Annotated in this window: 24 protein-coding genes; 3 read left to right on the forward strand and 21 right to left on the reverse strand. The window is 42.8% G+C overall.

Annotated elements, in window-relative coordinates; all coding sequences use genetic code 11:
* The first annotated feature begins 90 nt into the window (after window positions 1-90).
* Complete coding sequence (locus tag GCU39_RS12130; protein WP_152393748.1) at window positions 91-567, forward strand: stalk domain-containing protein; 477 nt, start codon at window positions 91-93, stop codon at window positions 565-567.
* Between the two features lie 1,064 nt (window positions 568-1,631).
* On the opposite strand, the gene GCU39_RS31960 is transcribed toward GCU39_RS12130, so the two are convergent.
* The 21 genes from GCU39_RS31960 to GCU39_RS12225 all read right to left on the reverse strand — a co-directional run bounded on the left by GCU39_RS31960 (window position 1,632) and on the right by GCU39_RS12225 (window position 16,144).
* A complete protein-coding gene (locus GCU39_RS31960) occupies window positions 1,632-1,778 on the reverse strand; it encodes a M23 family metallopeptidase (RefSeq protein WP_321575638.1) in 147 nt (48 codons plus the stop codon).
* Between the two features lie 299 nt (window positions 1,779-2,077).
* A complete protein-coding gene (locus tag GCU39_RS12140; RefSeq protein ID WP_152393750.1) occupies window positions 2,078-2,446 on the reverse strand; it encodes a phage holin family protein in 369 nt (122 codons plus the stop codon).
* 88 nt (window positions 2,447-2,534) lie between these two features.
* Window positions 2,535-2,672 (reverse strand): hypothetical protein, encoded by a 138-nt coding sequence (locus tag GCU39_RS31485; protein WP_193726895.1) that lies wholly within the window; start codon window positions 2,670-2,672, stop codon window positions 2,535-2,537.
* On the reverse strand, window positions 2,672-3,019 hold the full coding sequence (locus GCU39_RS12145; RefSeq protein WP_152393751.1) for a hypothetical protein: 348 nt from the start codon (window positions 3,017-3,019) through the stop codon (window positions 2,672-2,674). Before GCU39_RS12145 ends, GCU39_RS31485 begins: the two co-directional genes overlap by 1 nt.
* Before the next feature lie 11 nt (window positions 3,020-3,030).
* Window positions 3,031-4,770 carry a hypothetical protein gene (locus GCU39_RS12150; protein ID WP_152393752.1) on the reverse strand — a complete coding sequence of 580 codons (1,740 nt, stop codon included), beginning with the start codon at window positions 4,768-4,770 and terminating at the stop codon, window positions 3,031-3,033.
* 4 nt (window positions 4,771-4,774) lie between these two features.
* On the reverse strand, window positions 4,775-5,389 hold the full coding sequence (locus tag GCU39_RS12155; RefSeq protein WP_152393753.1) for a YmfQ family protein: 615 nt from the start codon (window positions 5,387-5,389) through the stop codon (window positions 4,775-4,777).
* A 1-nt stretch (window position 5,390) separates the two neighbouring features.
* Complete coding sequence (locus GCU39_RS12160) at window positions 5,391-5,696, reverse strand: hyaluronate lyase N-terminal domain-containing protein (protein WP_193726896.1); 306 nt, start codon at window positions 5,694-5,696, stop codon at window positions 5,391-5,393.
* An 11-nt stretch (window positions 5,697-5,707) separates the two neighbouring features.
* A complete protein-coding gene (locus GCU39_RS12165; protein ID WP_193726897.1) occupies window positions 5,708-6,733 on the reverse strand; it encodes a DUF2793 domain-containing protein in 1,026 nt (341 codons plus the stop codon).
* A 6-nt stretch (window positions 6,734-6,739) separates the two neighbouring features.
* On the reverse strand, window positions 6,740-7,153 hold the full coding sequence (locus GCU39_RS12170; RefSeq protein WP_152393754.1) for a phosphoglucomutase: 414 nt from the start codon (window positions 7,151-7,153) through the stop codon (window positions 6,740-6,742).
* A 3-nt stretch (window positions 7,154-7,156) separates the two neighbouring features.
* On the reverse strand, window positions 7,157-8,191 hold the full coding sequence (locus tag GCU39_RS12175) for a baseplate J/gp47 family protein (RefSeq protein WP_152393755.1): 1,035 nt from the start codon (window positions 8,189-8,191) through the stop codon (window positions 7,157-7,159).
* Window positions 8,184-8,582 carry a DUF2634 domain-containing protein gene (locus tag GCU39_RS12180; protein ID WP_227793557.1) on the reverse strand — a complete coding sequence of 133 codons (399 nt, stop codon included), beginning with the start codon at window positions 8,580-8,582 and terminating at the stop codon, window positions 8,184-8,186. The genes GCU39_RS12175 and GCU39_RS12180 overlap by 8 nt, the downstream gene beginning before the upstream one ends.
* Entirely contained in the window at window positions 8,579-8,932 is a 354-nt protein-coding gene (locus GCU39_RS12185) for a DUF2577 domain-containing protein (RefSeq protein ID WP_227793628.1), read from the reverse strand. Before GCU39_RS12185 ends, GCU39_RS12180 begins: the two co-directional genes overlap by 4 nt.
* Window positions 8,932-9,885 carry an XkdQ/YqbQ family protein gene (locus GCU39_RS12190; RefSeq protein WP_152393757.1) on the reverse strand — a complete coding sequence of 318 codons (954 nt, stop codon included), beginning with the start codon at window positions 9,883-9,885 and terminating at the stop codon, window positions 8,932-8,934. Before GCU39_RS12190 ends, GCU39_RS12185 begins: the two co-directional genes overlap by 1 nt.
* Before the next feature lie 13 nt (window positions 9,886-9,898).
* Window positions 9,899-10,585, reverse strand: coding sequence for a LysM peptidoglycan-binding domain-containing protein (locus GCU39_RS12195; RefSeq protein ID WP_152393758.1), 687 nt, complete (start codon window positions 10,583-10,585; stop codon window positions 9,899-9,901).
* Window positions 10,582-12,387, reverse strand: a complete 1,806-nt coding sequence (locus GCU39_RS12200) for a hypothetical protein (protein WP_152393759.1) — start codon at window positions 12,385-12,387, stop codon at window positions 10,582-10,584. Before GCU39_RS12200 ends, GCU39_RS12195 begins: the two co-directional genes overlap by 4 nt.
* 210 nt (window positions 12,388-12,597) lie before the next feature.
* Window positions 12,598-13,020, reverse strand: coding sequence for a phage tail assembly chaperone (locus tag GCU39_RS12205; RefSeq protein WP_152393760.1), 423 nt, complete (start codon window positions 13,018-13,020; stop codon window positions 12,598-12,600).
* 15 nt (window positions 13,021-13,035) lie between these two features.
* The gene (locus GCU39_RS12210) at window positions 13,036-13,503 is read right to left on the reverse strand and encodes a phage tail tube protein (protein ID WP_152393761.1); all 468 of its coding nucleotides are present in this window, start codon (window positions 13,501-13,503) and stop codon (window positions 13,036-13,038) included.
* 12 nt (window positions 13,504-13,515) lie between these two features.
* On the reverse strand, window positions 13,516-14,829 hold the full coding sequence (locus GCU39_RS12215) for a phage tail sheath family protein (protein WP_227793558.1): 1,314 nt from the start codon (window positions 14,827-14,829) through the stop codon (window positions 13,516-13,518).
* A 15-nt stretch (window positions 14,830-14,844) separates the two neighbouring features.
* Window positions 14,845-15,021: a hypothetical protein gene (locus tag GCU39_RS31490; protein ID WP_193726898.1), complete on the reverse strand. Its 177-nt coding sequence runs from the start codon at window positions 15,019-15,021 to the stop codon at window positions 14,845-14,847.
* Complete coding sequence (locus GCU39_RS12220) at window positions 15,011-15,448, reverse strand: phage tail terminator family protein (protein ID WP_152393763.1); 438 nt, start codon at window positions 15,446-15,448, stop codon at window positions 15,011-15,013. The genes GCU39_RS31490 and GCU39_RS12220 overlap by 11 nt, the downstream gene beginning before the upstream one ends.
* Before the next feature lie 270 nt (window positions 15,449-15,718).
* Window positions 15,719-16,144 (reverse strand): ArpU family phage packaging/lysis transcriptional regulator, encoded by a 426-nt coding sequence (locus GCU39_RS12225; protein ID WP_152393764.1) that lies wholly within the window; start codon window positions 16,142-16,144, stop codon window positions 15,719-15,721.
* A gap of 335 nt (window positions 16,145-16,479) precedes the next feature.
* Between GCU39_RS12225 and GCU39_RS12230 the strand changes: the two genes are divergently transcribed.
* The gene (locus GCU39_RS12230; protein WP_152393765.1) at window positions 16,480-16,914 is read left to right on the forward strand and encodes a helix-turn-helix domain-containing protein; all 435 of its coding nucleotides are present in this window, start codon (window positions 16,480-16,482) and stop codon (window positions 16,912-16,914) included.
* 10 nt (window positions 16,915-16,924) lie between these two features.
* Window positions 16,925-17,338 carry an ImmA/IrrE family metallo-endopeptidase gene (locus GCU39_RS12235; RefSeq protein ID WP_152393766.1) on the forward strand — a complete coding sequence of 138 codons (414 nt, stop codon included), beginning with the start codon at window positions 16,925-16,927 and terminating at the stop codon, window positions 17,336-17,338.
* The last annotated feature ends 20 nt before the right edge of the window (window positions 17,339-17,358 follow it).

The raw sequence follows: 17,358 nt of genomic DNA on the forward strand, positions 1-17,358 counted from the left end.
TGTGACAAATTAATCAATTCCTCACATTTTAATGTAAAATCATGCCACTTTTTCACTTATAATAAGGTCTAATGAATAGGGGGGGATACCTTGAATAAGCAATTTATTAAAACAACCGCAACTCTTTTCATCGGCATGATGCTCGGTACTGTTACAATTGCAGCAGCTGCACCGGAAGTATTCCAAGCTTCCATTGCAAAGTTAAAAATCGTTGTGAATGGAAAAGAGCAAAAGCTTAAAAATTCACCTTTGCTCGTTAATGGCACTACATATTTACCAGTACGTGATGTAGCTGGTCTATTGGGAGCAAATGTTGATTTTAATAAAGGCACGATCACTATTGCTCAAAAAAAGGTCCAGCCAACTGTGAATACAATAGAGTCAATAAATGGACGGGATCTTGTTGAGATCTTAGGGAAAAAATACCCTGATTTTAAGATCTCCCTTTCTAATGAGGGGCTGCTTAAATTAGGCGATAACATCATTCATTTAACAGTGAATGATGACTCGACTCTCAATGTCACTCCACTTAAGGATTCCGGCTTTATTTCTAAATCTGATCTTTAGTAGATTCCGCTACCACGACTTTACGCGAAAAAATTGCGTACTAATGTGACTACACGCCCCAGTTAATTCACTGGGGTTATTGTTGTTTCTTGAAAGTTCCTCGTTGAATCTTTCCAGAACTATCATTCGAAAGATAAGGGAACCAACATCGAAACTTGTTCCATACTCACTACTACCTTGCCATCAACTTTTACATCCACTGTTGATGGACAAATATGAGACTCATCTTCAAACCATCCTCGATAATTAATTATTTGTGGGTGCTCATGCCCTCACAACCATCTCGCGAAAAATACCCACACAAACAAAAACCCCCGACGCATACAGCGTCAAGCTTAGTATAGAGTAATGTATTGATCGCGTTCCAATAGGTGGACTTGCGTGCGATAGTATATTATGCCGTGTTATTCCTTATATTATATGAAGAAAAAAATTTAAAACTTGGCTATTAAAGGTTCTGAATTGATATGTCTGGGGGCATTTAGGGGGTGACCTTGGGGGCACATTATTTAACTTCAAATGAAAAATAGCCTCGGTTTTCCCGAGGTTATTTTATTCCTATAATTTTGAAAATGCTGATATTTTCGATCTTACATTTTTAAATTAACTGTCCCATGTTGTTGATCAACACAGTCACGACTCCACTTAATTCTTCATTTATAATCTCATTAAATACGACCAAAGTTATCTTGGACCCTATGGAATATGATTCTCCTAATGCTACAGCAATAAACATCTCTTGTGGGGATGGGTGACACTCTTAATGATGCAGTACAATTTTACTATAGTGGTGGAAGCCATTCGGTAGCATATGCATGAATAGATAGTACTTCGGATTATGATTATTATGTTATCGATAATATAGGATCAAGTGATCCTGTAAGATATGCTCTAACACTAAGATCTCCCGCAGGAAAAAACTATGACATGCAGGTTATTTTAGTTGATCCAAATTGAAATATATTTGACTCGAAGTACGCCACTATTGACGGTGCGGGTGGTACTGAATTATTTAATGGAATCTCTACAATGTGCGGTTGGAGAACATATGTAAAAGTATCTTCTCAACTCCGTCTCAGTCCAACCGTATGATGGCGAACCTTCTTCCGAATCTCGTAATGCAGATGTGGCCCTGTGCTCACTCCCGTCGAGCCTTGGTGCCCGATCATTTCCCCTTTACCCACTCGTTGCCCCACTTTGACCGTGATCATGCTCAGATGAGCGTAACAATGCAGGAACCCATATTTACCCTTGATTGCTACAACCTATCTCATGTTTCCGAATCCAGTCCCTGGCTTACCGAGTGAAGCGTGTAATACTTCACCTGATACGAATGCATATATCGGACTGTTGGCGGGACTGACTACTAAATTAACGCCACGATGGAATTTAGGAACCTTGTATACTGAGTGAATCCGCGATCCGAACGGACTGGTTAGTATATTCATCGTACATTCCCGTTTCTAGATTTAGCACGATCGACTTTCATATCAGTTCACTCTCGACCCATTTAATGATCTAATACCTTTTGTGGGAGCCAATCTGCCCAGCCGGCCCATACTGCATTTGCCGTCATCGACTGCAGCGTATGATACAATACCCCAACCGCTAAAGCACCGAATATGATATCCGGGAACCCGAATACTTCATCTAGCAAGTGGCCGGCAGCGGGTAGCAGCAGAATGAAAAAGGTTCGAACCACTCCGTCAATCCCATATTTACTGGCGTATGTTCGATCCATCTTTGCAGCCCATACACCCGTGATCCAATCCATCACAATAAAGAAAACAAGTGCGATCATCAAGCCACTTGCCATTTTGTTACCTCCATAGAAAAAATTGAACACCGGCGCACCGATCGTTCCCACAATTAAAGCCATGATTTTTCCATTACCTCAATCCTCCTCAATGTAAATAGCCCCCGGAAACCCGAGGGCATAATAATAGCGCCAACCTTATTGGCGGCGCTCAGGCAGTGATTAAATCTTCTTTTCCTTTTGATTTCAAATAGGTGTCGATTCCTGCTTTTAGGTCAGGACGCTTGCTAATTACATAATCGTACTCCTGCGCCCCGTCAATAATGCGCTGTGCCATATATGCCACCATTATAAAGTCCCTCCTAAAATTAAAACATCTAGTGCGGATTGCATTAAGTTCTGTTTGGTTTTTAAAGATTCGTTTTCTGCTTTTAGCTTATCTATCTCTGTTGGATCAGATACAAAATCACGCTTAGCAGCTTCACTAAAAATTTCAGCGGTAACTTCTTCGACATGCTCTTTCGGTGCTTGTGTTACTTTTTCATCAATACAGATATAAGCAACTTCTTTTCCATTTTCCATTCTAGGAAAGCCGCCTAATAGCTGATCAATGGGAACACCTCCGTAGGTATAAGTAATGGAAGCCCCGATTTCAATCTTAAAATTATCTGTTAACCTGTAGTATTTTACGTTCATATTAATTCCTCCTAATATAAATTCCCTGTATAAATATACTGACCGTATGACTGAGGCTGGAAAAGCACCGTACTAGGTGCATTCATACATAAATATTTCTTACCATCAAGCCCCTTAATCATCGAAGGAGGGTCACTTCTATTAAACATTCTATCGTAGAAATTAGTAGTAACCTTATAATGGTATTGTATTACACCGTTAGCAGTAATGATCATAGTTTGCAAAGGGGTATTCTGATTAGAAATCATAAATTTACCTTCGCACATCGCATATGTCATAGTACCAGAACCCCCGCCGATCTCGTACTCATATGAACCAGAATAGTTATTTAACAGAACCCCTGCTGTATTGTAGATTGATAAAGTGTATGATGTAGCTCCTCCGATAATGGTATAAAACTTATCGTTATAAAATTGACAGTCATCGTTACCTATCTGGTATCCCTTCACATTTGGGACTGTGCCTAATTCAGTATAGTTCCATCGGTTATCTCCAGCTGCATATGAAATTTGAACTTTTCTTAGATAATTTCCTGCAATTGATCCACAATACCACGTTGTATCATATGCATGACCTTTTGCTCCTCTTAATTGTTGAATTGCTCCATTGTCATACTGCCCTGCCGGAATTGAAAAGAATTCATAAGAATTTCCGTCCCCGCCTATTTGCCATACCTTTGCAGTAGAATTAGAGCTGTCATAAAACCCAAATAACCCCTTATTAACATCGAATCCCAAAGGCGCATTGACCATTCTCGACGTTAAAGCTGTCAATCCTCTTGGAGTGCCGACGACTTTAAGCAGTTCGTTTGTTATTTGTGATTGCTCTGCTGTACCTACCACCCCAAATATACTCTTTCCTTTAATAATATTGGCAGGAATATAATTAGTGTCTGACGCTATCAAAGCACCGTAGCCGTTGACGTTTTTACCCTGTTTGTAATAGCCTGTTGGCGGCTCCATTATAAGGGAAGTCATGCTGTCCCCTTTAGTGCTCAAGGCGAAAACATACCCACCGTTATTGGGATATGCAGAATAGTCAGGCATCGTCCCCGTCAACTGTACCCCAACATCATTCGTGAATGTCTTAGTGGCTAATACATCTGCTGTAGTCGCATTACCCGATCCCCGAATGATCTGCGAAATCTTATTGACTAATGCCGTAAGAGTCTCGGATGCCGACGCTGCCACGCCCTTCGCGGTTAAATTTGTCGCCGCTGTGGACTTAATCGTGTTGATCTTACTTTCCATTTGACTCGCATCATCGGTTGCAGAAAGCGGCGCGCCAATAGCCCCTGCAACCTTGGATTTCAGGTTATTGGCAAGCGACTTTAAACTTTTTAATACCGCGAGTACCGTTTTCTCTGTGAAATCAGTATCGTTCACAGCAATCGCCGATGCGTCATGCGCCGCTGTTGTCTTGTTTGCGTGATTATCAACTTTTGTTTGTGCACCTGTGGTCGTTTCTTTGGCGTTCCAACTGGTTTTCTCTGCGTCTGTGACAAGCCTATTATTAGCATCTTGTACTAGGATACTTGCTGGATGCGTTGCGGGATGTACGTACTTATTCGCCCCGGCCTCGATCCCGTCTAACTTCCCTTTATCCTCTTTTGTCATTCTCCCGTCAGCTGTACTAGATGCCTTTTTGACTACTTCTGCGTCCAATGTATCCATGTTTCCGTTAAGGTCATCGATATTGACAATATCCGTACCCTCTGGTTTTTTCAGCCCCAAATTAGCGGTTGTCTTCATTCTCTCACTCTCCCTTATATGTCCTTAGTTCGCCCCATGATTTGGTGTTAGCTTGCTGCCAAGTCAGACCTTTCAATGTCTCCCACCAAGTATACGTGTACTTGAATGAGTAGGTCAGATGTGCCGGCTTAATTTCTTCTAGAACCTGTTTAAGTCCAGCCATGTTGGGTGGTATCCCCATTACACCAATAAACTGTACCTCGAACCGGTGTTCAGATGGATACTCGACAACTTCTGTTTCTCCACCACTAAAGGCAGCTGCTACACCTTTAATCATCTCTTTTGTTGTAGTCCCTGATCCTCTTAGTTTAGCCAATATCATTTCTCGTCTGCGCTCATAGGGTTTGGTATTGTCAGTTGTGAGGCCCAGCTCTCTTTCCCAGTACGCTAATCCCCAAGTTGCAGTTTGAACAAAGAACTGGTTGCCGAGTTCACTAAGCGCAAACCTTGCGGATCCAATTTCTCTAGCAGCTACATCTTGGATACATGCCATTTCAGAAATTTCATGCCAGTATTGTGGTAGATATTTGAGCAGATCGGGTATGTAGCCGTCTATTGGGTCTTTTCCCTCGACTTCCGCCCCGAATTGTAATGATCCGTATTGATATTGTCCGTACATATCACACCCCCTTAAGCTGATTCCATGTAAGAGGCCCTTTTGACATGAGTTCCGGTTTACCTGTGATACCAGTCCACGAGACGGATTCAGCCACTTCCGCGATATCTACTTTGCCATCATTATCCGTATCATATATGCTTTTCAACATATCCCCGGCTGTCTGAGCGGCCACTAGTAACACATTGCCGGAATCAAATCCAATGTATAATTTTTTTGTATCTGTGCAGAATCCCATTTCTCCTAATGCAAGTTGGCCAATATTTGCTTCAACACCTCGGCGGATTTGTATCAATGCTTTTCTAGGCATTTGTCATCCCCCTAAAATGTGCCGCCATCAACGATAGACACCATTAATTTATTCCCATTTGCAGCATCATACGAAATACTTGTGCCGTCTATATTCGCGGCAACGCCGTTCCCATCAACAAGTACGCCTTTACCGGCCTTCACTGAAACAGATTCCGCCGCTACAGTGATACCATTGCCCTGTCCTACAGTTAGTGTCACGGAATCAGCTTGTCCTCCACCCGTTAAGCCATTCCCTGCCGTAATGGTCTGGAGCGCACCACCGGTTCGAACCCATGATGTACCATTCCAGGAGTATATCTTTTGCTCATCATCTACATAACACGTCCAACCAACCGCGGGAGGATAATACATCCATGTTCCGGACTGCCACTCTGCAATTTGATTCTGTTTGCCTGCCCAAACACCGGATGCACCCGATGGAATAACGTACCGATCAGCTTCAATAGGGCTTGCAGGTGGGGCTGCTGTAGTACGGTTTTTAACCGATGCCTGCGGCTCAATGTTATGCTTTGCTAATTCGATTTCATTTTTAATTTTTTGCGCTGACCACAAATCAACTGATGATCCACCCGAATCGTTAATTACACGATGTTTCGTTACATCATCAATATGAGTCTTTATTTCAGCTGCTGTTTTGGTATTTATTCCATCCGATACCTTATTGACTTGTCCATTTGTTATTTCCGACTTTTTCACCCTTGCATACGTAGTGCCATCTGCACCATCATCAATTGTCCCTATTAATTCAGAGATTTTTTGTGCATTCACACGCTGCCATGCAGTTCCAGTGTCAAAGTACAAATATCCTGAGTTCGTTCCGCTTGTTACAAAATAGAACCTACCAAGATTCGCTGCAACTGGTCGCGCTGCTTCCGTTCCTGACATCGCTCTACCAACAAAGTTATTTACTGCACCATCCCCAATGAATACCTCTTTCGTATCCGTACAAAAGCCCATTTCTCCAGTCAACAATGCTCCTAATGCGACTAATTCGGCCTTATTGCCTCGTCGAACTCGTATTGTTTGCTGTGCCACTATGGATCACTTCCCCCTCGCAAAATATCCGCCATCAATAATCCCCACTTCTTTGTACCTTTCTAGTTCAGCCTGAATCGATATAATGCTAGACTGTAATTGGTTAATATCATCAGCTTCTACAATATCCCCGTTTGTTTCATAAGTAACATAGACCTTCGAAACCTCCGTATAAATCTTGATTGATCGACGCCAAGGTGTATCGGCTGGAACGGATATTACATAGTCTGTGATTTCCTTGCCGGTTAACTTCGGTCCGGTATAAACCCTAATACTGTTATTTGTGATGTTATCGTGAGCGAGTAACCCCTCAAATGATCCTCCCGCGATCACAAGTATTTCTTCAATCACATACACGCTGCCGTCTAACTTTTTATTAAGTTTCTCCGTAAATTTGTCCACTTGATCGGGATAAGACATCTATTACACCCCCAACTCGACTGAACCGAAAACAGGTATTTCTTCATCAGCCAATGGGATGTTGACTGTCCCTCCGTTTAATGACATAGCCGAATAATCCAATACGCCGGGCACACTCATTAACAACGTACCTATTCGAGCATAGCTAACATACGTCATCTCAAATGCGATACTCTTCAAATAATCCGTAAGAAGCGATTTGAAACCCTCGGTTACACTTTGTAATGTGTAGCTAGTTGCTAAAGCCACTTTAGCCTTCACTATGATTGCTTTGCCTACACCAGACACAACGGTCACATTCGCTCCAATCGGACGTACCTCCTCGATATAATCGGATGTCTGTGCTACCGAAGCAGGGTCAGCTGGTTTTTTATCCAAATCGGCAATTACGACCTTAACGCTGCCCGGACCATTCCATAGCGGAAAGACTTTCGCATCCCCTACACCTTGAACTGTTATCGCCCACTGCTTATATTGATAGGCATTTCCTGAAGTCGAGGCCTGCTGGACACGAAGCTGATATTTGGCTAGAAGCTTCTCATCGGGCTCCTCGTTGACCCCTTCTTGTACGATGTCGGTTAACACTGCACGCGTGAGTTTTGGCACATAGTCTACGGGTAACAATGGGCCAATTGGGGTATTGCCGACATTTCCAGCAACTTCACATTCCAGAATATAAATTCCTGGATCGATCCGATCCCGCGCGACATACGTCACATCATCTATTGAGAACCGACTACCCAATGGGACATCCAAGTACTCATTACCTGAATAAAAAACGCCTTGACGTTTGGCCTTTGTTGCCGGATTACGTGAAACACCCATTTCAGCTGCACGTAACGCAAGGTATTCGCCGCTTGATGTGGATGCAAATGTTAAGCGTAGAAACATGTCTATGTCCATATACATCTGAGCCATTTCCGCTGCAGCTGGTGCCAACGCATCATAAATAACGCTACCAGGTCGCTTATCGACGTCATTGGTAACCCGATTGAGCATGCGGTTCAAAATAACTTCAAAACTTTGTGCTTCATACATCTCTTATCAACTCCATTCTGAAATCGCCATAGGTGGATACGACCGTGAAATCCACTAGAGCTTCATCGCCTTGGACAATGATCTGTACATCGGTAATATCGGATATCCGATCATCCTGCATCAAGGCCTCGCGAATTCGACGTTCCAGTTCAACGCGTAGAACCGCTTCACTTTGACCGATCAGATGATTCCCTTGAAATCCATACCAGTTGCCATAAATGAGATGAACGAATCGCTCCGCGTTTAGAATTTTATAAACTGATTGCTTGACAGCATCAATGCCCTCCGTCATGCCTATCACGCGTCTAGTCCCAAAGTTTATTTTGTAAGTTCTGCTCGTCTCAACCTTTTCCTCATTATGAGGTTCAATATCGCCACCAATCGGAATCACGTCGTCACCACCTTGTCCCACACCACATATTTTTGTCCGCCTTGAATACGCAATAGGATAACAACATCCCCAACCTTAAGTCCTTCGCGGATAATTACTATATTTTTCATAGACTGTTGCGTTTCCGTTTGGGTATTGCCACTCATATTCACATACGCAAGTTCTAGATCCACCTCATAGCGTGTCAATTGCTCGGTTATAATCAAAAAATCCTCATCGAGCGTAAACCGTTGATCAACGATTACCTCAAGAGGATTGATTTTCGACACCTTTCCGAACAACACAGCAACGGGATTTCCTGCGCTTATCGCATCTATTCCTAGTTGTCTTATTTTATCTGCAATGCTCATCATATCACCTTCAAATCTAATGTCATGGTGTACTCTTCACCACTGAAATTATGCGAACATTCATCAATCAGATAAGGACTATGAATTGCTAAGTGGGCAATTTGCATATGGACATAGCAGCCGGCACGCACGCTTGTCTCTCCAAGGGCTTCGATTCTTAATTTTTTCGTTGGTCTGTTTTTCAATCGTGCCAGAGTGTCAAGCAGATTTCTGATTTGCGCATCGTTTTGGTTCTCGCCAACTTTCTGGTAGAGCTGCAGCCTACCCCATTTTGCAATATTCTCGCTGTCCTGAGCAATATGCACATCGCGTCCGCCTGTTTCTTTGTTATCCCTGACTAATTTGATCCGGTTGTACGTATCCTGATCAATCGATCTTTCGAAAGAATGATCGATCATAAGGCTATCGTCGCCAATCATCAAATCTAGCATCATATCCCTCGCATCACGCAAGGCAAGCGCACCGAACTCATCGTAAAAATTGTAAATATTCCCTGTGTTGATCACGGTCTGATCCAATGCCTTGCAGATGATATCCATAAGCTTCTGACCATCTTCATGAACGGTCGGAATAATATACTTGGTGTCAACAATCATCCCCGATTTCAAACCGAAGTCATTCGCGATTCGCTTAAGCAGAGCAGCAGCCGTTATATTCTTCAATACATACGTGTCGCTTGCCATAAGGTATCTGATTTGGTCATAACACTTTACGGCGATTTGCTCATCTTGCCCACTTCCGATCGTGAACACATATCCATAAAAAAGAGGACGTCCATCCCATTTCGCTCGAACGATGTCCCCGTGATTCATCCTGAAGTTCCCGTCGTTAAGGACTGAAAAGTCAAAACTACCTGGCTTGCCAATTCTCGACGTCTTCCATGTTGCATCATATACTAGTTCAGATAAGTCCCACACGTTACCATCTTTATTATCTAGTAATACTTCTAGCATCGTCCCCCTCCTATCATGACAGCTTGATGACCTTGCCGACAGGCAGACGCTTTAGTTCTGCATCCGTAATCCCGTTTAACTTTTGTAGAGATCGCCATTTCGAATCATCGCCGAGAATTTTCTTGGCTACTTTCCATAGATTATCGCCCGGTTGTAACGTATATGTCGTTGGTAGGATACGGGTATCCGGACGCGTCGGCCGGGATTGATGCTCGTTCATGATAACCTTCTTACTGCCGGAATCCGTTGCCAACGTTTGAATATTGACCTTCTTAGCCTCATAAGGACGATATTCCTTAAAAGAGATTTGATATTTAATGTCTCCGACAGCCCCAGCTTCTTCGGAATAAGTGAATTTCTCAATGCTTACGTACATGCTTACTCCTAAATTTGACCCTATTAGGTTCAACATGACAGGCTGCTTTTTTGTGCGCCATGAATTAATTTTCTTAATATAATGGGCTGGCCCAAAACATTCGCGGGCACTAACATTCGCCCCTGGGTACCACCGATTCGGGAAGAAACTTTCAAACGAAATTTCAGCCAACTTCGTCTTTCTAATGACATTAATTTCCCCGACGATGGATATTTCATAGGTCTTGTTGTTACCGCTCTCCGTCACTTCGAGGACTTCAGGTAGCACAGGAAAAGCTAATGCTTCCGTTTGATTATTGAAAGATAACGTCAATGAATAACTCATTTGTACACCCCCGCCGCCGTGGCCGCAATCTCTTCTTCCAACGTTCGTTCAATTCTCGCAATGATCGAATCAATATCCGTTGGTTTATTGACTGGGCCTGTGGTGACTTGCACCGTTGGGGTTAAAGATACGAAGTTTTGGATGGATTTCATTTCAGCAAGCTCGCGCATCGTCTTCAAGTCTTCGCTTGAAACATCTACCGTGTCTTGAATCTTCCCAACTTCGCCAACTCGATCGATATTTCTCATCGAAGATAGTTCTGAACCCGGATTACTGGATCCTGTTATCTTTTTTTCTCCATTTGTTATCGTTGATAACTTCTTCATGAAGCTATCCGCCCCGTTGTAGCCCTTCGCATACCCCGATTTATAAAAGTCGTTAAGATTTTTCTGCTCCATTCTGTCAAACTTTACGACGTTTTTATCGCTGACGGGTTCTTGAATTTGTGACATCAAGTTTTTTAATCCATCACTTAAGATATGCGTATTATTCGTATCGATCATTGCCGCTGTTTTGAATTCCGTACCGAATAGATCATTCGCTTTTTTTACGAACCAATTGAATCCTTCAAGAGCTTTATTTACAGCCGAGAGAATAATCTTTACAAATCCGCCACCAAAATCCTCCGCAGACCGTATCATATTGACTAAATAATCGCCAAATGTCATCGTGAGATCATAAAAAAGTTTTTTTACTGCATAGACCGGGTCAATAAATAAGTTGATCAGAAACTCTGCAAAACTAACGAGCGTATTCCAGATCAACGCGATCAAATTGTATACATTGGCATATAAAGCAAAGAAAAAGCCGACCACTGCACCCACGACTTGCTGTGCGGAGACGCCGAAATAAAGCAAAGCCGCTACGATCGCCGTGATCAATCCGATAATGATGAGCATTGGCGCATTTAGCGTAGCCCATACGGCTAAATTCGTAAGAAGAGCCGCTGTCATACTCCAAATTCGTTGAACCATCATCGTGAGCCAATAAGAAGCCACCGCCATTAAAAACCCGATCACGATCGGCTGATTATCTCGGATTATGTTCATCAGCCACATGACGCCATCTAATAAAGGCGACGCAGCACTTGCCGCGATCATCATGCCATCTGTTAGACCATTGAAGAAGTCATCCACCGCCTTGCTATCAAGGAGACTCACTAAGGTATCAAAAAATGGCCCCAATGCATTTACGACTTTTTGTCCAACCGAAGCGAATTTGAACTTGAATGTTTCGATGATCCGATTCCATTTCGCAGCCGGCGTATCCAGCATCTTTTCAAATGCTTTTTGAGTCATATTCTGCTGGTTCAACAGTTGATCCATCCCTTTAATAAAACCATCAATGTCCCCGGAAGCTCCTGCTTTTCTCGCATCACTATCCTTAAGCACAGACTGCGGAATATTGAACTGTTTCGATACGGCTGCATAGTCGCCCGACATGAAATCCTTGAGTGAGCGGGCTGCCCCTTCAAGTCCCTCTGCTGGATTTAGCTTGGCAAGCCGCATAGCTAACAAGTTGAGTTGCGTTAGCTTCTTCGGATCTGTGGTGGAAGACATGAAAGCATGAGTCCCATTGAGCGTCGCGTTAACATCTTGACCATATTTCAGAGCACTCTTAGTCACTTGATCGAATATCTCTTCTCCCCGAGCCTCATTTCCCGTTCTGGCAGCAAAAGTATCGATCATGCTTTGCTGGGACATGCCGGGTTTAATCATCATGGTGTTCATCGCATTTGTAATCCTTTTTATTGGCCCTGCCATCTTATCAAACATTTTTATTGTATCGGAAACCGTTGCCATCGCTTACCTCCTTTCGAACAAAACTAAGCGCCCTGATCTCAGGACGCTTGCCTTACGATTTAGCAGCCTTTTCTGCCTTCAGTCTGATTTGGATCATGGCAATCAATGCTGCTCTTTTGCGCGGCTCGAGTTCAACGAAGTCCCAAGGCATGATACGTAATTTATGGAGGGCATAGTAAGCGTAATTCCCCTCACCATCGCCCCCCTCGATTAGTTTTTTACCTCTTCAACCAGGTCGTTGATATCTTGATCGAAGCCGTTTACCGATTGAACCGCTTGAAGCAATTGACCATATTCGCCGGCTAGAAGCATTTTGCGAAGCAGGTCATCGGCGCCGATGACGCCATATGACTTTTGCAAGTCAGCCTCCTTCAAGTCAGGGAAGACGACACTAGCTACGATCATTTTCGTCATGTAAGACTCATAATCAATTTCAGGTGTCGTCACGCCGCCTTTACCTTTCACCTTCTTCGTAGCTGCTTTACGCAACTCCGAGTTTTCCCCCTCAGAAAGTCCACGTATTTTCCAAAAAATAGGCTTCCCGTTATCGCCTTTAAACCGATCCGAGACAATGACCTCTTGCGTGACTTCAGAAACCACGTTATTGGCGAAAAAAGCGCTTAATGTACTCATATTGATTTATCCTCCCTAGATCCCTTGGATCGAATTGAATTGGTCCAGAATATCGTAACCCTCGAATGTGAAAGGAATTTCTTCTTCGAGCATATCGTCACTTGACGCATCGAATTTAGCTGCAATAATGCTGTCAATATTGCAATTCTTAAGCAGCGTTGTTTGCTTGCCTGTGGCGCTTCCTGGTTGCTCATTCACCACTTGAAGGTCGAACCAGAAGTCTGATCCCGTTTGAATGTAATCTCGCATCAACTGGCGGAATGCAGTTGAGATATAATAAATCGTAAGAGTGCCACTCCCTTTCCACCCTGCAGAACGCTGAGGTGTATTGGTTCTTCCCAACATCGGAACATCCACTTTATTTTTTTCAATCGTCGCTTCTAAGCTTTTTGCATAGAATAATTCTTCAACACGTCCGTTAATCGTTACGAACGCCTTTGCTTGCTTCCCACTAATTGCATCCTTCACGTTAAAAATTGCCATCTTTATTCCTCCTTACTTGACCGTTACTGTCATATAGATTTTTTCAATGCTATCAACGGGTTGAATCGCCAAATTAACGACAACGGCGTCTGAATCGTTACCCTGCACTATGACAATGTCCGTTTGTGAGTTGAAATTTTGCACGGCCCCTAGCCCTTGAAGCGTCGTCATGTAATTGATAATCTCGGCTTTGAACAAGTTCCGCCCTTCAGCGTTATTGCTCACTTTACCGATATAGCTCGTACTGAAAATACGCTGCAAATCATTCGCGATCGAGTCAAGCACTCTTACGATTCGGTTCTTCCGGAATTGCTTTCCTTTATCCGACGTGAATGTTTTCAGCGAGTTAACGTCCTGCTCGATACGCACTTCTCCGTTAACAACCGATAGCACCAACTCACCGTTTTTAAGTGCCTGGCCGATTTCCGTGCTTGTATATTTAGGGAATACGTCCACCGCATCAGGAATGACCGTATAAGTCAATGAATCGTCAACGTTCGCGGCAGCTTCCATCGCGGCAATTTCCCAGAGCATATGCAACGGATCTACCTTCATCCCATCGGATGCAATAATGCTATTCTTAAGGTTGATTACCCCCTCATGATCTGCACCAGGATGATTGTATAGCACGGTCTGCATCTTCTTCCCTTCACTATCTCGCAGACGCTTCGTATAAGCCACTGCCAATTGTTTGATTGAACTGTCATCCGTAGGTACGGTCAAGACATTGAAATCTTCAACCTCGAACGCTGTGAATGCTTCAGCATACTCGCCGTTACCGCCTGTTCCTGCCGTTCCGCCGGTTAAAGAAACCCCGGCGTTAGCCGTCAATGCGCCAGTACCAGAGAAAACAACGAAATCGTTCGATATAAGTTTATCGGCAGTCGCGACCATCTGCGAATCTACCTCTTCACTTTCAAGTAAGGTTTTCACGTCAAAGGATCCCGCTACATCGACATTTGCTTCGATAATAATCTTCAAATCATTCCCGCGTACTCCCTCATACTTTGCTGTGGCTGTTAAAGTGCCAGCCGTAGCCTTCGCTTTTACTCCACCTTTAGCAGATAGTCGATACAGCAGGATTTTGCTCGCATGTCCCATTGCTGCCGTAATATGACGTACGCGGTCATCGGTCGCGCGATATCCAATCAACGCTAATGCCTTGTCCAAATACGTCTCAGCATTTAGCACGATAAGACCGTTCGGATTACCCCAAGATAATGCGGCTGGTACCGCTAAGATTCCTCGTTCACCCATTGAACCAACTGATGCTTCCTTTGATTTAAAATTGATATACAACCCTGGTCTATCTTTGCTTTGACTCACCCATGTTCCACCCATTTATTTCGCTCCTTCGTTCATAAAATTTTGAATAGCAACCGTTACTTGTTCTTCTGTAAACTTACCGTCTGCATCAAGCACGACAGACATAATATCCTTCTCCACGCCTGTAAAGCGGATCGAAGATAGAAATTGATCCTTGGTGTACGAAATTTCCTTCGATTCTTTAACTGCCATGTTTAATTACTCCCTCCTCCGTTAGCGTCCGCATTTTCGGTTCGTCCGCTTCGACTAACCATATCCGAATCTCGAGATCGAAAAAGAAATGCAAGACTTGATCTGCGACATTATGATGCATATGGATCCCGTTATAGGCAGAGCCGTCAATCGTAAAGCTATCTAATGTGCTATAAAGCCGCTCTGCCATTTCATGGGCATCTGCATTCGTCCCTGATTGCGCGATATGCTGAACTTCAAATCGATAGATTCGATGATACCGGCGTTTTAGTTCTTGATCTTGTCTGCATGATAGAAGATGCACCAAAAAATATGGAGCGCTAACTCCCTGCCCAATCTCTTCACCAGAAACGGTCACCCCATCGAAATGATCATGCAAAGTTGAAATGACCCCTTTACGTATGCTATTAATCGTTACCTCCGACATGTAATCACCCCCTTTCGTATGATTGAACACTGTGTTGACCGCCGTTGAACGCACAATAAAAGCACTCTCCATGACGGAAAGTGCCTCTTCTACTTCATTGGGTATCAAATTGTATCAATCAAATGAATCGTTTTCTCATTTGCTCTACAATACAATCTTAACACCCCAAAAACCTAATAACACATCCGTAAGCAGGAAAAATCACGACCTTTTCTGGCCCTTAAAGATAAAAAAAAGAGAATCACCATTTCGTGATTCTCTCTCAGATCGTTAGTATTGCAAAATATTTAATGCGCTGGCTATCCGTTGAACTGCATTCCATCGCCATTTTCTGTACGTCTTCTCGCTAATCGGCGGATCAAATACAAAGTTGTAAACCTGATAATCCTTCATATATTCCTTCATGTATCGATTTTCGATAATGAGACGTTCCACGGGATGCAGTTTACTTACAATGGCTTCAATTCTTTTACAATGCATGAGTCTATCCTTAATCTCAGCATTCTTTATACCTGCACGAGCTGTCGAATCGTTAATCATCCCAGTTGAACCGCTATGTAGACGATATTCATAGGATTGTGTTACTGTAGGCTCGTCCGTATTTATCTCACAAAACTTATTTAGACGGTACAGTTCAAATTCTCTTTCCACCACTCGATATGTTGCCTCTTTATCTACTGCTTGAACGGAAATCATTCAATCACCTCATCGATTTTTTATATTTCAGAACATTACAAGTGCTTGCGATTCAAATGCCATAGCGAAGCTCTGCTTACATATAAATCATCCATCTCCTTTCATCAAGTAGCATTTCGACCATATTTTTGATTTGTTGCTTAATAGGTTCACTTCCTTCTTGAGATAAATATATAACTCTATTGAGTTATATACAACATCTCTTGCAACTCAAAAGTGTTCTAATTTCCGTTATTTCCTACATATTCCTTCATCAATCTTGACTTATCGCACTTTTTAGTTATAGAATAACTTTATTGAGTTATAACTACTTAGTTATAGTGGAGGTATTGGAAGTGGAGATCGCTGAAATGATACAAAGGTTAATGGACGAAAAGGGAATATCGATATACAAATTGTCCAAAGAGACCGGTGTTTCCTATACCGGACTCACGAAGATATTGAATGGCCAGACAAAACATCCTCAAATCGATTCGCTAAAATTGATCGCTGATTATTTCCATAAACCTGTGGATTATTTTACAAGCACTAGATCACCTGACGTAAGCCCTCTCCCAGAATGGGCAACCTCGAAAGACAAGATGGATTTCAAAAAAATGCTTGAGGAAGACGCTCCTGTGATGTTCGATGGGGTTCCGATTGAAGGTCAGGCACGACAAAGGGTACTAGACGTACTTACAGGTCTTTTCTGGGAAGCAAAAGAAATGAACAAGAAAACGTACGGCCAGAAAAATTCTAAAAAAGAAAGTTCTAATGAAGACAATGAGTAGGTGACAATTATTGGATAAGACTATCCAGAAGCTGGTGCGAAAATTTAAGACGAATGATCCATTTATCATTGCATCAGGATTAAACATCATTGTTAAATATGCAGATCTCGGAGAAGGTACACGGGGTCTTTATTATAAAAAACTGAGAAGAAGATTTATCGTATTACAGGAAGGGATGGATGATCACTGGCAACGACTCGTACTAGCGCATGAAATTGGCCATGATCGACTACATCCAGGAATCAGTAGATTTTGGCTCGATGAACAATCTTTCTTTAATGCGGGGAAATACGAGAGGCAGGCTAATGAATTTGCAGTAAAATTATTAATTCATACGTCTAGTATCGAGCAAGATGAGTCCGTTTTTCATTTTTTACTCAGATGCGGAATACCGTGCGAAATGCATCAATATTATTATGAATAAGTTTGACATTTCACCATCGA

Source organism: Paenibacillus guangzhouensis (genome assembly GCF_009363075.1).
Classification (GTDB): domain Bacteria; phylum Bacillota; class Bacilli; order Paenibacillales; family Paenibacillaceae; genus Paenibacillus_K; species Paenibacillus_K guangzhouensis.